Source organism: Ruminococcus sp. AM26-12LB (assembly GCF_003480785.1).
In the GTDB taxonomy this organism is placed as follows: domain Bacteria; phylum Bacillota; class Clostridia; order Lachnospirales; family Lachnospiraceae; genus Blautia_A; species Blautia_A fusiformis.
This window is the reverse complement of sequence record NZ_QUJX01000013.1, coordinates 59,073-77,838: the sequence shown is the minus strand read 5'-3', so window position 1 is coordinate 77,838 and position 18,766 is coordinate 59,073. Positions and strand designations below refer to the sequence as shown.

At 47.3% G+C, this 18,766-nt stretch carries 14 protein-coding genes; 12 read left to right on the top strand and 2 right to left on the bottom strand.

Features of this window, described 5'->3' with window-relative positions:
• Positions 1-11: 11 nt before the first annotated feature.
• Together addB and addA are read left to right on the top strand one after the other, a co-directional pair.
• The gene (gene addB, locus DW694_RS11060; RefSeq protein ID WP_243164999.1) at positions 12-3,434 is read left to right on the top strand and encodes a helicase-exonuclease AddAB subunit AddB; all 3,423 of its coding nucleotides are present in this window, start codon (positions 12-14) and stop codon (positions 3,432-3,434) included.
• Positions 3,415-7,137: a helicase-exonuclease AddAB subunit AddA gene (gene addA / locus DW694_RS11055; RefSeq protein WP_118753002.1), complete on the top strand. Its 3,723-nt coding sequence runs from the start codon at positions 3,415-3,417 to the stop codon at positions 7,135-7,137. Before addB ends, addA begins: the two co-directional genes overlap by 20 nt.
• A 52-nt stretch (positions 7,138-7,189) precedes the next feature.
• On the opposite strand, the gene DW694_RS11050 is transcribed toward addA, so the two are convergent.
• Complete coding sequence (locus DW694_RS11050; RefSeq protein ID WP_182465496.1) at positions 7,190-8,650, bottom strand: RsmF rRNA methyltransferase first C-terminal domain-containing protein; 1,461 nt, start codon at positions 8,648-8,650, stop codon at positions 7,190-7,192.
• A gap of 256 nt (positions 8,651-8,906) precedes the next feature.
• On the opposite strand from DW694_RS11050, the gene DW694_RS11045 reads away from it, so the two are divergent.
• The 10 genes from DW694_RS11045 (at position 8,907) to DW694_RS11000 (ending at position 17,369) form a co-directional block, all read left to right on the top strand.
• Entirely contained in the window at positions 8,907-9,224 is a 318-nt protein-coding gene (locus tag DW694_RS11045; protein WP_015527209.1) for a PadR family transcriptional regulator, read from the top strand.
• Positions 9,225-9,226: 2 nt separating this feature from the next.
• Complete coding sequence (locus DW694_RS11040; protein WP_092068371.1) at positions 9,227-10,003, top strand: DUF1700 domain-containing protein; 777 nt, start codon at positions 9,227-9,229, stop codon at positions 10,001-10,003.
• Positions 10,000-10,917 (top strand): DUF4097 family beta strand repeat-containing protein, encoded by a 918-nt coding sequence (locus DW694_RS11035; RefSeq protein ID WP_118753001.1) that lies wholly within the window; start codon positions 10,000-10,002, stop codon positions 10,915-10,917. The genes DW694_RS11040 and DW694_RS11035 overlap by 4 nt, the downstream gene beginning before the upstream one ends.
• Before the next feature lie 13 nt (positions 10,918-10,930).
• Complete coding sequence (locus DW694_RS11030; RefSeq protein WP_015527206.1) at positions 10,931-11,113, top strand: PspC domain-containing protein; 183 nt, start codon at positions 10,931-10,933, stop codon at positions 11,111-11,113.
• A 97-nt stretch (positions 11,114-11,210) separates the two neighbouring features.
• Positions 11,211-11,402 (top strand): small, acid-soluble spore protein, alpha/beta type, encoded by a 192-nt coding sequence (locus DW694_RS11025; protein ID WP_015527205.1) that lies wholly within the window; start codon positions 11,211-11,213, stop codon positions 11,400-11,402.
• 168 nt (positions 11,403-11,570) lie between these two features.
• The gene (locus tag DW694_RS11020; RefSeq protein ID WP_118753000.1) at positions 11,571-12,515 is read left to right on the top strand and encodes a DUF308 domain-containing protein; all 945 of its coding nucleotides are present in this window, start codon (positions 11,571-11,573) and stop codon (positions 12,513-12,515) included.
• Between the two features lie 43 nt (positions 12,516-12,558).
• Entirely contained in the window at positions 12,559-13,377 is an 819-nt protein-coding gene (locus DW694_RS11015; RefSeq protein ID WP_118752999.1) for an arginase family protein, read from the top strand.
• A complete protein-coding gene (locus tag DW694_RS11010; RefSeq protein WP_118752998.1) occupies positions 13,374-14,144 on the top strand; it encodes a prolipoprotein diacylglyceryl transferase in 771 nt (256 codons plus the stop codon). The genes DW694_RS11015 and DW694_RS11010 overlap by 4 nt, the downstream gene beginning before the upstream one ends.
• Before the next feature lie 104 nt (positions 14,145-14,248).
• Positions 14,249-16,060 (top strand): S8 family peptidase, encoded by a 1,812-nt coding sequence (locus DW694_RS11005; protein WP_118752997.1) that lies wholly within the window; start codon positions 14,249-14,251, stop codon positions 16,058-16,060.
• 220 nt (positions 16,061-16,280) lie between these two features.
• Entirely contained in the window at positions 16,281-17,369 is a 1,089-nt protein-coding gene (locus tag DW694_RS11000) for a class II aldolase/adducin family protein (RefSeq protein WP_118752996.1), read from the top strand.
• Positions 17,370-17,516: 147 nt separating this feature from the next.
• Here the strand turns inward: DW694_RS11000 and DW694_RS10995 are convergent, their stop codons facing one another.
• Entirely contained in the window at positions 17,517-18,743 is a 1,227-nt protein-coding gene (locus DW694_RS10995; RefSeq protein ID WP_015527199.1) for a 6-phosphofructokinase, read from the bottom strand.
• Positions 18,744-18,766: the final 23 nt, after the last annotated feature.

The following is an 18,766-nucleotide window of genomic DNA, read 5'->3' as shown; positions in this document are numbered from 1 at the left end:
GAATTTGTGGTATGATAGGAATACTTCAGGCGCAGGATGGCGCCGGAATGACTGAAAATCTGCAAGTGATCGGGAGGATGAAGATGTCATTACAGTTTATCATAGGAAGTTCCGGAAGCGGAAAATCCTGTTATGCTTATCAGAATATCATAGAACAGGCGGGGCTACATCCTGAGAAGCTTTTTTATGTGATTGTGCCGGAGCAGTTTACCATGCAGACCCAGAAGACACTGGTGGAGATGAGTCCGGGCAGGGGAATCCTGAATATTGATATCCTGAGCTTTGAGCGTCTTGCATACCGTGTTCTGGAGGAAGTTGGAGGAGACAGCCGCATCCTTCTGGAAGAAACCGGTAAGAGTATGGTGCTGCAGAAGATGGTACAGCAGCATGGAAAGGAGCTTTCCTATCTGGGAGGTCAGATGCGTAAAGCGGGATACCTGGATGAAGTGAAGTCTATCCTGTCGGAGTTTATGCAGTACGATATCCGGGACAGTGAGATCCAGGAGATGATCGAGGATTCCGGTGACAGAGCGTTACTTCAGATGAAGCTGAAAGACGTAGCTGTTCTTTACCAGGCATTTACCGGATATCTGAAGGATCATTATATGACAGGAGAAGAAGTAATGGATGCGCTGGAAAAAGCTCTTCCGTTTTCTGAAAAAATGAAAAACAGTGTACTCCTTCTGGATGGTTACACCGGTTTTACGCCTATTCAGATGCGTGTTGTGGGAGAACTTCTTGCTGTCTGTGAGAAGGTGTTGGTAACGGTGACCATGGATGCGGATGAGAATCTGAACATGAGAGGAAAACCTTATCAGCTTTTTTATATGAGCCGTCAGATGATCCACGGGCTTTCGGAGCTGACCAGGGAGATCGAGACACCGGTCCTTTTGAAGGATGTGGGAAAATCCCGCTTTTCCCAGGCACCTGCCCTTCATTTCCTTGAAAAAAATATCTTCCGTTACCGAAAAAATATATATAAAAAAGCGCAGGATGAGATCTGCATGTTTTCGGCAGTGAACCCGCAGAAGGAAATGGAAGAAGCTGCCCGCCGGATCGCCAGACTTGTAAGGGAAAAGGGCTGCCGTTACGGTGAGATCGCCGTGATCACAGGTAACCTGGAGGAGTATGGAAATCTTGCAAAGCAGGTATTTACAGCAGCAGGGATCCCGTATTTCATTGATGAGAAGCATACGGTCCTGATGAATCCGTTTGTAGAATATTTCCGGGCAGCACTTGAGATGGCAGTGCAGGATTTTTCCTATGAGAGTGTATTCCGGTATCTCCGGTGCGGAATGTCCTGTGTGACCAGGGAGGAAGCAGACCTTCTGGAGAATTATGTGCTAGCTCTTGGTATCCGTGGATTTAAGAAATGGGATGAAGTGTGGGTGCGTATTTACCGGGGAATGCCGCCGGAAAGCATTCAGAGGCTTAATGAGATCCGGCAGCGGTTCGCAGATGAGACCAGAGAGCTTGCGCTAAGCTTTAAAGGTGGGAAAAAGACGGTGCGGGAATACTGTACTTTTCTCTACGAGTTTGCAGTGCGGAGCCAGGTGCAGCAGAAACTGAAGCATCAGGAACTGAAATTCAAGGAACAGGGCGACAAGGCCATGGAAAAGGAATATGCCCAGATCTACGGAATTGTTATGGAACTTCTGGATAATATGGTGGAGATCCTTGGAGAGGAAACCGTGAACCGCCAGGATTTCCGTCAGCTTCTGGAAACAGGACTGAACCAGGCCAAGGTGGCTCTGATCCCGCCAAGTATGGACCAGGTACTTGTGGGAGATATGGAGAGAACCAGGCTGAAGGATATCCGTGCACTGTTTTTTGTGGGAGTAAATGAAGGGAATATTCCGAAGAATACATCCGGTGGAGGAATGCTTACGGAGATTGACAGAGAATTTTTTAAAGATCAGGGGATCCAGCTTGCACCGGGGCCAAAGGAACTGATGAACATGCAGCGATTTTATCTGTATCTGAACATGACCAAGCCAAGAGAACTGCTCTGTCTGTCCTTCTGTCAGTCCGACAGCCAGGGAAAAGCCCTGAGTCCGGCCTTTCTTGTCAGTAATATCCGGGAGATGTTTCCGGAAATGGAGATCCGGCAGTGCGGAGATATGCAGGAACCTATGGAATTACTGGAGCTTCCGGGAATCAGCCTGGATTATTTCCTGAGAGGGCTTGCAGGAGAAGCTTACCAGGATAATGCGGTCTTCCAGGAACTGTACAGCTGGTATCTTCAGAGCCCGGAATACCGGATCCTTGTAAAAAAGCTTACAGAGGCATCTTTTTCAGAACGACCGTCAGATAAGATTGGAAAAACAGTGGCAAAGATCCTCTATGGAGAAATTTCCCCGTACAGTGCTACCCGGCTGGAGCGTTTTGCGGCCTGTGCATTTGCACATTTTCTGCAGTATGGCCTGAAGGTTACAGAACGTGCAGAGTATGAGTTCCGAGCTATGGATATGGGAAATGTCATGCATATGGCACTGGAAAAATTTGCAGCGGAAGTCCGAAAAGAGGGACTGGACTGGGCAGAGCTTACGGAGGAAGAGCGAAATCGTATCATAGACAGCTGTCTGGATCAGGTTTCCGCAGATTACGGAAATACGATCCTTAAAAGCAGTGCGAGAAATGAATATATGATCGAACGGACCAGACGTATTTTGCGGCGTACCGTGTGGGCTTTGCAGGAACAGCTGAAGCATGGAGCATTCCGGCCGGAAGGATTTGAGGTGAGGTTTCAGGGCGGAAGGATCGACCGTGTGGATATCATGGAAGAGCCGGAGAACAACCGGGTCTATGTGAAGGTGATCGATTATAAAACCGGAAATACTTCGTTTGATCTGCTGGCGTTGTATCATGGCCTTCAGCTTCAGCTGATGGTCTATCTGGATGGAGCATTACAGGTGGAAAAACGGAAGTATCCGGATCGCGAGATCGTTCCGGCCGGTGTGTTTTATTATAATGTGAAGGATCCTATGATACAGGAGAAGATCCATGCGGATATGGAAAGCATCAATGAGCAGATGCTGAAGAAAATGAAAATGAACGGGCTTGTACAGGCAGATGATAATATGAGTACCAAAATCGACAGCACTATGGCCTCCATACCGGTATCCCTGAACCGGGACGGAAGCTTCAGCAAAAGATCTTCTGTTGCCTCAAGGAAGCAGTTTGATGCTCTGGGAGCGTATGTGCGGAGAAAGATCTGTGACATCAGGGAATCGATCCTGGATGGAAATGCGGCAGTGGAACCCTATGAACTTGGAAAAAAGAATGCCTGCACATATTGTCCGTATCTTACTGTGTGCGGCTTCGACAGGAAGATACCGGGATATGAGTTTCACAGGCTGTCGTCCATAGAAGAAGATGCACTGTGGAAAAAAATCATGAAGGGAGAGGAAGAGAATGGCAGTGAAATGGACTGAAGAGCAGAAAAAGGTCATCACGCTCCGGGACCGGAATATTCTGGTCAGCGCAGCAGCCGGTTCCGGTAAAACTGCAGTGCTGGTGCAGAGAATCTTAAGTAAGATCATGGATCCTTTGAAACCGGTGGACATTGACCGTCTTCTGATCATGACATTTACAAGGGCGGCAGCGGGAGAGATGCGGGAACGTATCGAACGTGGATTGGATCAGGCACTGGCTGAAGATCCGGATAATGAGCATCTGCAGAGACAGATGACGTTGATCCATACGGCACAGATCACTACCATTGACGGCTTTTGCGCCTATGTGATCCGAAATTATTTTCATCTGATCGGACTGGATCCGGGTTACCGGACTGCAGATGAGGGTGAACTGAAGCTTTTGCAGGAAGATGTGCTGAAGGAGCTTTTTGAGGATCATTATGCAGAAAGAAAGGCAGATTTTACTGCATTTGTGGAATGCTATGCGCCAGGAAAAACGGATGAAGGACTGAAGGAACATGTGCTGGAGCTTTATAATGCTGCGATGAGTAATCCATGGCCCGAAAAATGGCTGGACAGCTGTGTGGAGAATTATCATCTGGATCCGGAAAAAGGTCTTGAGGGAACGCGATGGTTCCGATATCTGTGGGAGGCTGCAGATTGTGCACTGAAAGAAGCGGAAGAGCTTACAGAAACCGCAATGAAGACCTGTCAGCTCCAGGATGGACCGGAGCTTTATCTGGAGGCTCTGGAAAAAGATATGATACTGATCCGGCAGTTAAAACAACTGTCCGTTAAAAGGGATTATGATGAGATAGCGCAGAATCTCCGGAATCTGAAGTTTGCAAGACTTTCCTCAAAAAAAATGGAGGGAGTATCGGAGCAGCTGAAAAATCTGGTAAAAGCTCTTCGCGAAGATGCAAAAGATAATCTGAAGGAACTGGGAATCCGATATTTTTACGGAAATCTGGCTGAGCTGACGGAACTGACAGAAGCATCTGCACCACCGCTGGAGATGCTGGTAAAGCTGACAAAGGATTTTGCAGAACGTTTCCAGGCAAAGAAGCGTGAAAAAAATGTTCTGGATTTTTCAGATATGGAACATTTTGCCCTGGACATCCTTCTGAAAAAGGAAGGAGAAACCTATGTGCCCAGCCAGGCGGCAAGAGAGCTTTCTGAAAAATATGATGAGGTCCTGCTGGATGAGTATCAGGACAGTAATCTGGTTCAGGAGATCCTGATGCAGACAGTTTCCGGCTGGGTCAATGAACGCAAAAATATATTTATGGTAGGAGATGTAAAGCAGAGCATCTACCGTTTTCGTCTGGCCCGTCCGGAACTGTTCATGGAAAAATATAAGAGCTATTCACTGGAAGACAGTCCGGAACAGCGGATCGACCTGCACAAAAATTTCCGAAGCAGACCGGAAGTCCTTGAAAGTGTCAACTTTATTTTCCGGCAAATCATGGGGGAAGATCTGGGAGGAATTGCTTACGACGAGGCGGCAGCTCTGTATCCCGGAGCTTCTTTTCCGGAAGGCCAGGATCCGGAATTTGTAAAAACAGAGATCCTTCTTGTGGATAAATACAGTCCGCTGCTGGAAGAGGAGGATGAAGAAGTAACGGAGAATGAGAGAGAGCTGGAGGCCCTTGCCATTGCAGGAAGGATCCGATCTATGGTAGGGCATGAACGGGTGCTGGATAAGGAAACGGGAGAGTATCGACCTCTTCAATATGGAGATATCGTGATCCTGCTCCGATCTGCTTCAGGCTGGGCTGAAACCTTCGGGGAGGTTTTGAGTGCAAGAGGGATACCGGTATATACGGCCTCCAGAACCGGATATTTTTCTGCAACAGAGGTTGTGACACTGCTGAATTATCTCCGGATCCTGGATAATCCGCTGCAGGATATTCCCATGACCGGCGTACTGCGTTCACCGATCGTTGGATGTACCACAGAAGAGCTGGCTGAGCTTCGGATCGCATATCCGGAAGGAATGATCTATGAATGTGTGTGCAGGTTTGTGGAGGACTACAGAAAGCATGGGAGCTCTGAGGAAAACAAAAAAATCCTCGGAGAGAAGCTGTCCTGTTTTATGGACACCATGAATACACTTCGTGATAAGGCGGCTTACACGCCGGTCCATCAGCTGATCCTGGAGGTACTTGCACGTACCGGATATGGAGACCATGCAAAGGCAATGCCAAATGGTGAACAGAGGAATGCAAACTTGAACATGCTTGTGGAAAAGGCAATGGAATATGAGAAGACAAGCTATCGAGGCCTTTTTAATTTTGTAAGATATATCCAGAAGCTTCAGCAGTATCAGGTGGATTACGGGGAGGTAAATCTTTCCGGAACCGGGGAAAGTGCAGTACAGATCATGACGATCCATAAGAGCAAGGGACTGGAGTTTCCGGTAGTGTTTGCAGCAGGAATGGGAAAACGCTTTAATTTCCGGGATATGAACGCAAGTATCCTGATCCATCCGGAGCTGGGGATCGGTGCGGATGCGATCCTGCCGGAGAAGAGGATCATCGCTCCATCCCTTTGCAGGCAGATCATACGTAGAGCGCTCCTGATGGAAAGTCTTGGAGAGGAGCTGAGGGTACTTTATGTAGCGCTTACACGTGCAAAGGAAAAATTGATCCTCAGTGGAACCATTGGAGCCCTGCATTCGGAATTGGGGGAATTGTCCGCATTAAGGGACAGTGAGGAACCATTGCTTTCTCTGGGCAGGAGGCTTGGCGGGAAGACTTACTGGGATTATGTGCTTCCGGCACTGGCAAGACATCGCTGCATGGCACCATTATTTCATGAATATGGCATCTTTATGAATACCGCAAATCCTCTGTACAAAGATCCGGCAGAATTCAAAGTTACACGGGTCACAGCACGGGAACTGACAGAAAGTGAGGTTATGGAACAGGCAGAGCGGGAAATGAAGAAGGAAACACTGGAGAACTGGAATCCGGGCAGAGTTTTTGACAGTGAGATCCGGGAGGAGATCCAGAGACGTTTTTCCTTTGTATATCCCTATCAATATCTGGAAGATCTTCCTGTGAAGGTGAGTGTATCAGAACTGAAAAAGCGAAGCTACCACAGTGAGCAGGATCTGGAAGAAACGGTGGATTATGAGACGGAAGAAGAGATCCAGCCGCTGGTTCCCCGATTTATCGAGGAGAAGAAAGAGGAAGGGTATACAGGGGCACTTCGTGGAACGGCTTATCATCGTGTAATGGAATGCCTGGACTATCAGAAGACAGCAAACAGGGATGAGATCCGCAGACAGCTGAGAGAATGGGTTGACGCCAGGAAGATGGAAAGAAAAGAGGCTGAGTCGGTCCGGGTAAAGGATATCTGGAATTTTGTGGAAACACCTCTCGGACAGCGGATGAAAGCAGCTTCAGAGAAGAGACTTCTGTTCCGGGAACAGCCTTTTGTGATCGCAAGAAAAGCTTCGGAGCTCGATCCGCAGTGGCAGTGTGAGGAAAATGTTCTGGTACAGGGAATCATTGATGCGTATTTTATAGAGGATGAAGAAATCGTTCTGGTGGATTATAAAACGGACTTTGTGAGACGTGGAGAAGAACAGAAGCTGATCGACCGTTATCATGTACAGCTGGAGGATTACGCCCAGGCGCTGGAACGGATGACAGGCCGGAAGGTGAAGGAACGGTATATTTATTCGTTTACTCTTGGAGAAGCGTTCAGTCTCTGATCTGAAAATGAAATGATATGTTAATGTGGGCAGATATCCTGCGGCGGAGAGATTACACTCTCCAGCCAGCAGGATATTTGTTTTTCAGGATCCCGTTTACAAGCTTTCCGAAGCCGAGAGGATAACCGCCCACACAGAGAAGGTGCCAGCCTTTTTTGTGAGCGGCCTCTTCCGGCTCGATCATAAGCGTTTCGCCTTTCAGATAACGGGTAAGCCGCTCGTCGGAAACCGGCAGGGAGATAACTGCTTCCACATCTCCTTTGTGAAGCGCCAGCGCCAGAGGCTGAGACGGCTCAAAACGGTTTTTTTTCAGATCACCCAGGTAGAGGCCGTTTCGAAGAAAGGAGATTCCGCGGAGATCCAGAGGGAAGGGCAGCTGATAGTATACTTTATCTTTGCGGACTTCCACACGGTTCCAGTCAAATTCCTGACCGCCAATGGTTTTCAGGCCGATCTCAGAGAAAAATTCCTCCAGCCATTTCCGGGTATTTTTGTCCGGTCCTTTTGCGGAAAAGCGGAAAACAGGTGGAAGAGAGTCACCTTTTTTGCGGAACAGGGCGAGAAAATGACCTTCGCCATCCATTTTGTGTGGAAAGATTCGGACGCATTTTTGAAGTTCTTCCGGATTAAATGCATTTAAGCTTAACGTGATTTCGGAATCGGAAGTGTCTGCTGTGCCGGCATATTCCGGGCGGCCGCTGGAGAAGCCTTCATATCCTGGCATTTCCATAAGTTCCATATCCGGGCGTTGTCTGAGAAGATAGGCTACCACTTCTTCGTCTTCACATTGGGAAAAAGTGCAGGTGGAATAAAGCAGCATTCCGCCCGGACGGAGCATATCGGCAGCTTTTAAGACCAGGTCTTTCTGGATATCAGAAAGCTCAGCGGATTTTTCCGGTGTCCAGTCGCGGGCAAGGGCTTCCTCTTTTCGGAACATGCCTTCCCCGGAGCATGGAGCGTCCAGAAGGATCTTATTGAAGAAAGCAGGAAAACGCTGGGCAAGTTTGGCGGGCTTTTCGTCGGTGACGAGCATATTTTTCATGCCAAAAAGCTCCAGATTCCTAAGAAGGGCTCTGGCTCTGGAAGTACTGATATCGTTGGCAAGGAGAAATCCGGTGTCATTTAAGGCTGCACCCAGGGCAGTGGCTTTTCCTCCGGGAGCTGCGCAGAGGTCCAGGACAAAATCTCCAGGTTCGATGGGAAGCCTAGAAGCCGGTGTCATGGCACTTGGTTCCTGGAGATAATAAAGACCCGCCTGGTAGTAAGGACATCGTGCAGGGCGGCTTTCCTCCTCGTAGAAGTATCCGGTATTGATCCACGGGATCGGCCGGATAGGGAAAGGGGAAAGCGCCTGAAAATCCTGGCAGGAGAGCTTGGCGGTGTTTACACGTAGACCGTAGGTGCGGGGATTTTTGTAGCTTTTCAGGAAAGCATCATAATCATCTCCCAGCATTTCTTTCATACGCTCCAGAAAAGGAAGCGGTAATGTCTGTATTTTATCTGAATCTGTCATAATTTCCTCCATAATATAAACTTGACTCTCTCGGATATTGTGTGAAAAGAGTGGTTTCCGAAAAATATTATAAAGTATAGAGGGATTTTTCTAAATACTATTGACAAAACTATATTATACGATATATAGTATTATTCACAGAACAATATTACATGACTTATCATGTGAGCGTTGGATCGTGAAGTGATCGCGTTCATCAGCATGTAGTAAGACGGAATGTGAATGTCCGTTTTACAGGTCATAGAGAGGTGAGCAGATGGTATTTAATACAGGAGCAGCCCTCCTGGATGCGATCGTCCTGGCTGTTATTTCCAGAGAGAAGGACGGTACCTACGGGTACAAGATCACCCAGGATGTGCGAAGTGTTCTGGAGGTTTCAGAATCTACGCTGTATCCGGTCCTTCGCAGGCTTCAGAAGGATGAATGTCTGGAAGCCTACAATATGGAATATGCAGGCAGAAACCGGAAATATTATAAGCTGACAGATAAGGGCGCAGCGCAGCTGAATCTTTACAGAAGTGAATGGGAGATCTATTCATCCAAGATCACCAGGATGTTTGAGGAGGGAGTTTGATTATGAACAGAAAGCAGTTTATGGAACAGCTTGAACGGCTGCTTTCCGATATTTCAGAGGCAGAGAGACAGGAAGCACTGGAATATTATGAAGGATATTTTGATGATGCAGGTCCTGAGAATGAAGGGGAAGTGATCCGGGAACTGGGAAATCCGGGGAAGGTTGCTGCGATCATTAAGGCAGATCTTCAGGAGAACAGTGAAGATTACGGGGAATACACAGAGAACGGATATCAGGATACCCGTGTGAAAGAGAACGGGGAAATGCCGGACCATTATACAGAAGTAACCGTATACGGAAATGGACAGGGAGAGGCCCATCGTGATACGGGAAATACAGAAAATTTCGAAGACCGCAGGAAAAGACGTGCCCAGCGCGGCTATCACGCAGAGAAAAAGCAGAATAAGGCAGGAATCATTCTTGCGCTGATCGTTCTTGTTTTTGCGGCTCCTCTGATAAAAGGATTATTTGGCGGAGTACTGGGGATTTTGGTGACACTGGCATTGCTGCCTTTCCTGCTGACATTTTTTGCAGGAGCGGGATCGATCATCCTTGTGATCGGTGCAGCTGCGTGCATTGTTGTTGGGATTGCCATGACGGTGTCTCTTCCGCCGGCCGGGATCTTGACTATCGGTATCGGATGCCTGATGATGGCATTTGGACTTTTGTTACTGTTACTGACGGTGTGGTTTACAGGTAAGATATTGCCTGCGATCCTGCGGAAATTTACGGGATTCTGCAGCAATCTCCTGAATGGAAGAAAGGCGGAAAAAGTATGAAACGTTTTCTGAAGGTAATTCTGATCCTTGCAGCAGTATTCGGTGTAGCAGGCCTGGGACTTACTGCCGGCGGAGCTGCCATGGGAGCGACTATGGGAGATGTGAGTGTTCTGGATCATGGAATCACGCAGGTGCTTCGTGTTCTGGATCATGAAGACAGCTGGGAAGTGGAAGATTCCGAGGAAGATATGGATGAGCAGGAGGACGATTTTCAGGTAGCTGCAGAGAGCGCGGTAACTGAGAAGGGCGTTCTGGCAGACAGTGCAGACAGTTCCGCATATACGAAAGTATATGAGGCCTCGGCTGTGTCAGACCTTTTCTGTGATCTGAGATACGAAGAACTGGTTTTGAAAACATGGAATGAGGATAAAGTCCAGGTGAAAGTTTCAGGGAAGGATCACAATCGCATTCAGATCAGCAATGACAACGGTAGTCTGAGAATTGCAAGCAATCAAAAAGTGAGAAACCGTTCCATAGAAATTTTTTGCCCGGAAAACTTAAGCTTTCAGAAGATAAAGCTTCAGATGGGAGCCGGAACCATCGAACTGGATGGTGATTTTAAAGCGGAGCAGATGGAAGTAAATGTGGGGGCCGGAACCATTGAAAATTCCAGCAGCCTGGATATAAAGGAAGCAGATTTTACAGTCGGAGTGGGAACTGCTGACATCAGTGAACTTCAGGTGGAGAATTTAAAAGGAAGCTGTGGTATGGGAGATATGGAGCTTACACTTACAGGAAAAGCTGCTGAGTATAATTATGAGTTGAAATGTGGTCTTGGAAATCTGGAGGTGGATGATTCTCTGGGAACATCCATTACTTCCGGAAATAAACAGATCACAAATGAAGGTGCCACGAAAAATATAAAACTGGATTGCGGAATGGGAAACGTTGAGGTTGAATTTGAAGAAGATTAAAGGAGGAAGCATTATGAGCAACAAAAAACTTTACAAATCATCAGTAAACCGTATGTTATGTGGTGTCTGCGGCGGAATTGCGGAATACTTTAATATCGATCCGACTCTTGTCCGGCTGGTATGGGTGATCATCACGCTGATGGGCGGAGCCGGAATCCTGGCGTATATCATTGCGGCGATCATTATCCCGGATTAAAAATGACAGTACCCATAAAGGACGGACATATTTTTCAGAATGCATAATTTATCCGGAAATTGTCCATACTCCATAAAAAAGATGAGGAGTGTGGAAGATGAACAGGGAGAAAGAAGTAAAAGCATATCTCGAGGGAAAGCTTTCCCAGGCGGAAAAACTGAAATACGAGATTGCCGATGAGATGGGAGTTCTGGATAAAGTGATCAAAGACGGGTGGAAAAGCCTTTCTGCAAAAGAAACCGGACGGATCGGTGGTCTTATGACAAAAAAGAAGAAACATAAAAAGTAAAATACAGCCTGAAGGAACAAGGCGAAATGGCGCCGGAAAAGTCCTTCGGGCTGTATTGAATTATAAGAATATTTTTCTGGAAAAAAGAAATTTTTTTGACGGTTCAGGGTGGACTGACCAGTGGAAAAGAGCTATACTGTTGGAATAACAGAGGAGGTATGAAGGAACATGGGTGAAAAAATCAACAACATTCTAAAGGGTGAGATCATCTCCTCAGTATTTTATATACTGCTGGGACTTTGCCTGATCCTGATCCCCACGCAGACGGTGGACGTGATCTGCAAAGTAGTATTCGGGCTGATCCTCATCGGAGCTGGCATTTATCATATCTATATTTACATACGTGGAAAAGCGAAAGCTACGATCATGGATCTTCTAAGTGGTGTGGTTGTTTTTGTGCTGGGGGTGTTTCTTTTTATGACACCGTCTATCGTGATCAAACTGCTTCCATGGATGCTCAGCGCATTTGTACTGGTTGACAGTCTGTGGAAGTTTAAAGGAGCCTTCCTTCTGAAAAAAGGAGGAAACGGCACATGGAGCGTGCTTCTGATCGGCAGTCTTGTTTTCATTGCACTTGGAATCGTGATGCTGTTTGGAAGATTTCCGAAGATCATGACTCTGCTGATCTTTTCCGGCTGGGTGCTGGTGTGTGACGGAGCTGCGGATATCGTATTCTATATTATTATGAAGCTGGGGCTTCGAAAGATCGCAAAAAAGGCGGAGACAGAGAAGGAAGATTCTGGTGCAGACAGTTCAGATGCTGTAAATGAAACGGCAGATATGGATGTGCCAAATGATACAAGAACCCAGGATGAAAATGCGCCGAGTGAGCAGCAGAGTGGGAAGGAAACAGAATATCCAACAGAAACTACAGCAGAGACTACAGCGGCTATGCCGGCGCAGGATGCAGACGGATATTTTGCGGACAGAAAAGAGACAGAAGAATCCACAGAACCGGAAGAAGAGCAAAAGCAGAAGAATTCCCGATGGGAAAAAGAACCGGAGAATGTGGAGATGAAGCTCTGGGCTGTAGGCAAAGACCAGGCGGAAACCGGCAGCCTGAAGGATCTTCTGGACGGTTCCGATGAAGAACTGGAAGAGTGGAAGGACTGACCCTTCTCTTGCATCATCTGCCATTCCGTGGTAAGATGTGCACATGAAAAATACAGATAAAAATATAAAGATACTGATGATGGATTTTTCCGGAATATATGAGGATCAGCAGTTCTGGAGGGGAAAAGAAGTATCCCGGGTGGAGGCCAGGGACATTCCCGGAACCAACTGCTACTGTGATGAGGATGCGATAAATGCCATTCGCAGCCGTATTGCCCCTTATTCTTCCGGAGGAATCCATTTTATTGATTCCGGAAACTATCACTATATGACAAGAATCTGGCTGGAAAAGATATCGGAGCCTTTCTCGCTTCTTGTATTTGACAATCACACGGATATGCAGCCGCCGGCATTCGGAGGTCTGCTTTCCTGCGGAGGATGGATCTACGATTCTGTTATGGAACTTCCATTGCTTAAAAGGGTGATCCTGATCGGTCCGGATGAGGAAGCTTTTTCCAGAGTGGAATCGGAGATTCAGGAAAAGGTGGAATTCTTGAGCAGAGAGAAGCTTCTGGAAATGGAAGAGGCGCAGGTGTGTGCGTTTGTAAGCAAGCATGTGGGAAAGCTGCCGCTGTACATTTCTGTGGATAAAGATGTTCTCTGCAAGGATGATGCGGACACGAACTGGAGCCAGGGGGATATGCGCCTGAATACGATGCTGGAATGTCTGAAGAGAGTCAGAGAAATATGTGCAGAGGGAATCCTGGGCGTGGATATCTGTGGTGAATGTGATGTAGCAGAATCTGGAAACAGCGCCTTGAATGACCGGGCCAATGCTGCATTGCTGGAGTGTTTTCTGTCCGCATACGGGAGCGAAGATCATGACGGAAATAAGAATGAGATAACAGGAGGAAACCGATGAAAAATGAACTTCTTACCATCGGGCCATTTACGGTATACGGTTATGGTCTGATGATCGCCATTGGAATTTTGGCAGGCTGCCTGATTGCAGAATATAGAGCCGGAAAACAGAAGCTTGACAGTGAACAGATCTTTCCAATGATCCTGTGGTGCCTGGTGGGTGGATTTTTCTGTGCAAAGCTTCTCTTCTGGATCACAGAGTGGAAATCAATTGTTCAGGATCCGGGATTTATAATGGAAACTTTAAGCTCCGGTTTTGTGGTGTTTGGCGGTATCATCGGCGGGATACTGACGGGGCTTCTGTATTGCAGGATCAGAAAGCTTGTATTTTTTAAATACGCGGATGTGATCCTGCCATCTGTGGCACTGGCCCAGGGATTTGGACGGATCGGATGTTTCCTGGCGGGCTGCTGTTATGGAAAAGAGACAGAGAGTGTTTTTTCTGTGATATTTCAGAATTCCGAATATGCGCCCAATCACGTGGCGCTGATCCCGACGCAGTTGTATTCCAGCGGACTGGATTTTCTGCATTTTCTTTTGTTGTTGCTGATCGCACGGAACAAAAAAGAAGATGGTCAGGTTACTGCCTGTTATCTGATCTTTTATAGCATTGGACGGTTTGTGATCGAGTTTTTCCGTGGGGATATTATCCGTGGAAGTGTGGGAATTTTGTCGACTTCCCAGTTTATCAGTATTTTTACAGGGATTGCGGGGATCGTGCTGCTGATACGGATCAGGAAAAAAAGAGACAGTAAGAGCAGTGTTTAAACGGATTAGGGAATTCCCATGTATCAGGAAAAAGTTGGACAATAGTGGTATAAGGACAGGTTTTCGCTGCATACATCTATGAAAAAGGCGAAAGCAGGCCTGTCATGCTCAGAAAAGAAGATTTTGAACCAAATATGAAAACAGAGGATAAGATCCCCGGAGCGCAGACGGAAAATCCGGCACAGAGTCAGCGCTTCGGGGATTTTATCGTGAAATATATGCAGAATGTCCAGGATACTATGGAACTTTTTCCGGGGGCATCTTTTCGGGCGATCAATGAAATTTTCGGGGTTCTTTATGTTCCGCTGGAAAGTATGGGAGAAATTGAGGTCACGGGAACCTCCTATAATTCGATCCCGAAATGTTATACCTACATGGATATGGAGGCAGCAGGGGAATCAGGGATCAACAGGCTGCACGATCACCCTTATCTGAAGCTGCGTGGAAAAGGTACTGCGGTGGCGGTGATCGATTCGGGGATTGATTATCAGAATGAAGTGTTTCGAAATGCAGGCGGCTCCAGAATCGCTTATTTATGGGATCAGTCCATAGAAGAGGAAGAACAAAATCAGTCTGGACGGGAGTTGGAAGCTGAAAATGGAGATGCAGATAATTTGCCGGGGGATGATATAGCAGATACAGAAGTTCCATATGGCAAATTATTCCGGAAAAAGGATATCGACCGGGCACTGGCTTCCGAGGAGCCGTTTGCCATCGTGCCATCCAGAGATACCAACGGCCATGGCACGGCACTGGCGGGTATTGCTGCCGGAAATATGGTACCCGGAGAAAATTTTACCGGAGCAGCGCCGGAGGCAACCCTGATCATCATCAAGGTAAAGCCGGCAAAGCAATATCTCCGGAATTTTTATCTTTATCCTCCGGAGGCAGAAGCTTTTCAGGAAAATGATGTGATGATGGCCATTGCTTTTGCGATTTCCCAGGCCAAAAAGCTGAAGATGCCACTTTCTATCTGCCTGGGGATCGGAAGCAGCCAGGGCGCGCATCTGGGGACCAATGCGTTAAGCCAGTATGTGGACTATGTGGCAAATTTTTCTCAGGTATCCGTATCTGTGGCAGCAGGAAACGAAGGAAATACAAGAAACCACAGTACGGGGATTTTTTCTCAGGGAAGGGAACAGATCGTGACAGAACTCCGTGTAGCGGAAAGAGAGCAGGGCTTTACCATAGAATTCTGGGGAGAACCGCCGGAAATCTATGAGCTTTCCATCCAGTCACCAACCGGTGAGATACTGGAAGTCAGCAGTTCCATAGGTTCCAGAACCCAGGAGCTGTCATTTGTTTTTGTGGAAACAAAGGTGTATGTGAATTATATCTTGATCGAGCGTCAGACCGGATATTCCCTGGTGTATATCCGATTTTTCCATCCGGCGTCCGGTATCTGGAAAATTTTTACCCAGGCAAGAAATCAACAGAACGTACAGTTCCATATATGGCTTCCTGTGGAAGGGCTGATCTCCCAGGATACCTATTTTCTGGAACCATCCCCCTATACCACGGTGACAGCGCCGGGAGACGCCAGGAACAGCATTACGGCAACTGCCTACCAGCATCGTGACGGAAGCATCTACATTGCAGCAGGCAGAGGCTATACGCCAGATGGCATGATCACTCCACATCTGGCAGCTCCTGGCGTTAACGTAAAAGTGCCGCTGGTACGAGGCGGCTTTGGAACCCGCTCCGGGACCAGTATCTCCGCCGCACAGACCGCCGGTATCGCGGCACTTCTGTTTGAATGGGCGATCATACGGGATAACCAGCCGTTTTTTACCGGGAGCAGCGTGAAATATTATCTGCAGAGAGGCGCAAGAAGAGAAGAAAACATGCAGTACCCAAACCCGGAGTGGGGGTATGGGAAGGTGGATCTGTATCATACCTTTGAACTGCTGACGTGAGATGATGAGAATTGGAAAAAATATGAAAAGCAGAAACAGATCATTTCCTTTGGAAAGAGTAGATGCACAAGATGCATAGATATTACATTTGGAAAAATAAAAAAAGGATACGAAAGTACTAGTTTTGGAAAAAATATTCATATAGATAATTCACTTTGTATCGTGTACTATAAATATATGGAAAAATCATATAATGACACAACAGGGAGGAATTTTACTTATGGAGCTTTCAACTTTGGTAAAAATGTCAAACACTTACGGAAGCAATCCGGCCTATGTTCTGGCAGGAGGCGGTAATACTTCTGTAAAAGACGATACAACACTGTATGTAAAGGGATCCGGTACACAGCTTGCTACCATTAAGGCAGAGGAATTTGTCAAAATGGACAGAGCCCGTCTGAATGAGATCATGAAAACGGAATATCCGGCGGATGATGTGAAGCGTGAATCTGCATATCTTGCAGATGTAATGGCGGCAGTGACCGATGAGGATAAAACCAAACGTCCCAGCGTGGAAGCACTGCTCCACAATCTGTTTGCTTATACGTATGTCCTGCATGTTCATCCGACACTTATCAATGGACTGACCTGCGGAAAGGGCGCAAAGGCTCTTTGCGAAGAGCTTCTTGGAAAAGATGTACTCTGGATCGATATCTGCAAACCGGGATACACACTTGCCCGTATCTGCTTCGAGAAAATGAATGCCTATAAAGAAGAAACAGGAAAAGACGTGCAGGTTCTTCTGCTTCAGAATCACGGAATTTTTGTTGCGGCTGATACTGTAGAGGAGATCGGTGTTTTATTCGATGGTGTGATCGGAAAGCTGGAAAAGCAGGTAAAGAGAACTGCGGATGTAAGTGATGCAGTTACACCTGAAAAAGAGCAGGCAGCACAGAAGCTTTCCAGTCTGCTTGGACATGCGGTGGAAGTCGTACCGGCTGCGGAGGCGGATCATTTTGTAAAAGATAAAACTGCTGCGGCACCTCTTCTGAAGCCGTTTACTCCGGATCATATTGTATATTGCGGACCTTATCCGTTATTTGTAGAAAATATTGATGAGGCGAAAAATGCGCTGGATGCATTTATGACAGAGCATGATAAAGAGCCAAGACTGATCCTGGTACAGGGCGTTGGCGCATTTATCATGGAAGATGACAAAGGAAAGGCAGCAAAGGCACAGCTTCTGGTAAAGGATGCAATCAAGCTTGCAGTGTATGCAGAGAGCTTTGGCGGCCCGCTGCAGATGACCGATGAGATCACATATTTTATCACACACTGGGAAGCAGAAGCATACCGCAGTAAGAAATAAAAAAGAAAATATATAGAGAAATAAAGAAAATGCATCGGGAACTATCAGGAATTCCCGGTGCATTTTTTATCGAATGACGGATAAACAGTTACTCAGGACAGAGTTACGCAGCAAATGTGGATATTTTTATCCGCATTACCACAAATCTTATTTCCGATACACGAACGCCGGCAGTCCATCCTCACCAACCGGAACATTTACAGTTCCCTGGATCAGCGGGCGGGCATAGCGGATAAAGTCTTCGGTGACATCGGAGCCGTCTTCTGTGATCCATTCCACAGGAACAGTCTTTTCTTCGTTGCAGATAACGTTGACATCCTCCAGTGTACATTTCATGGAGTACGGAGAATCACTCTGACGTTTAAATGCGATCATCTTTCCGGTTTCGCCGTTCAGGGCAGCTTGTACACCAAATTCACCGGCGAGGATGCCTTCTTGCTGGTCTGTTCCGGCGAGCATAGCTGCAGAGCAGCGCTGGCTTACATTGAGCTCTACGGAGCGGGCTTTGACACCAAGACGGCTGCGTACAAGATTCTCAAGATATTTACCGCAGCCAGCAAGCATCTTGTGACCGAAGGCGTCGGTTCCGGCAGCGCTGTCGTATTCGCAGATGAAAGTGCCGTCTTTATCATGGATTCCCTCAGATACACAGACTACGACGTTACAGTTTTTCTCGAAGGCAGCATGAACTTTCTGGAGAAATTCTTCTACATCGAAATCGGTTTCCGGAAGATAAATGAGAAGCGGATTGTCTCCAACGTATTTCCGGGCAAGGGCAGCAGCTCCGGTGAGCCAGCCTGCGTGACGTCCCATGATCTCGATGATAGTGACGGATTTTTTCTCATAGACACAGGCGTCCAGGGTGATCTCACGGACGGTGGAGGCTACGTAGCGGGCAGCACTTCCGAATCCGGGAGTATGGTCGGTGTTTACAAGATCGTTATCAATGGTCTTCGGCTCACCGAGGATACGGATGTCGCTGCCGATCTTTTCAGCATAGCGGGAAAGCTTGCTGACGGTATCCATGGAATCGTTGCCGCCGATATAAAAGAACCAGCCGATGTTCATCTCCTCGAATTTCTGAAAAAGCTTCGGATAAACCGGATCCTCCAGGGATTCCGGAAGCTTGTAACGGCAGGAGCCGAGATAGGCGCCGGGTGTCCAGGTAAGAGCGAGAAGCTGCTCTCCCGGAAGTGCTTCCTGGAAATCAAGGACTGTTCCGTTTAAAAATCCCTCAATGCCGTTGACCATACCATAAACATGGTCAATCTCCTCTGTATGTTTAAGTGCTTCAGATACCACACCGTAAAGACTGCTGTTGATAGCTGCGGTCGGTCCGCCGGACTGTCCTGCGATAAGGTTCTTTTTTGACATTCTGATACCTCCTGGGTGTTGTT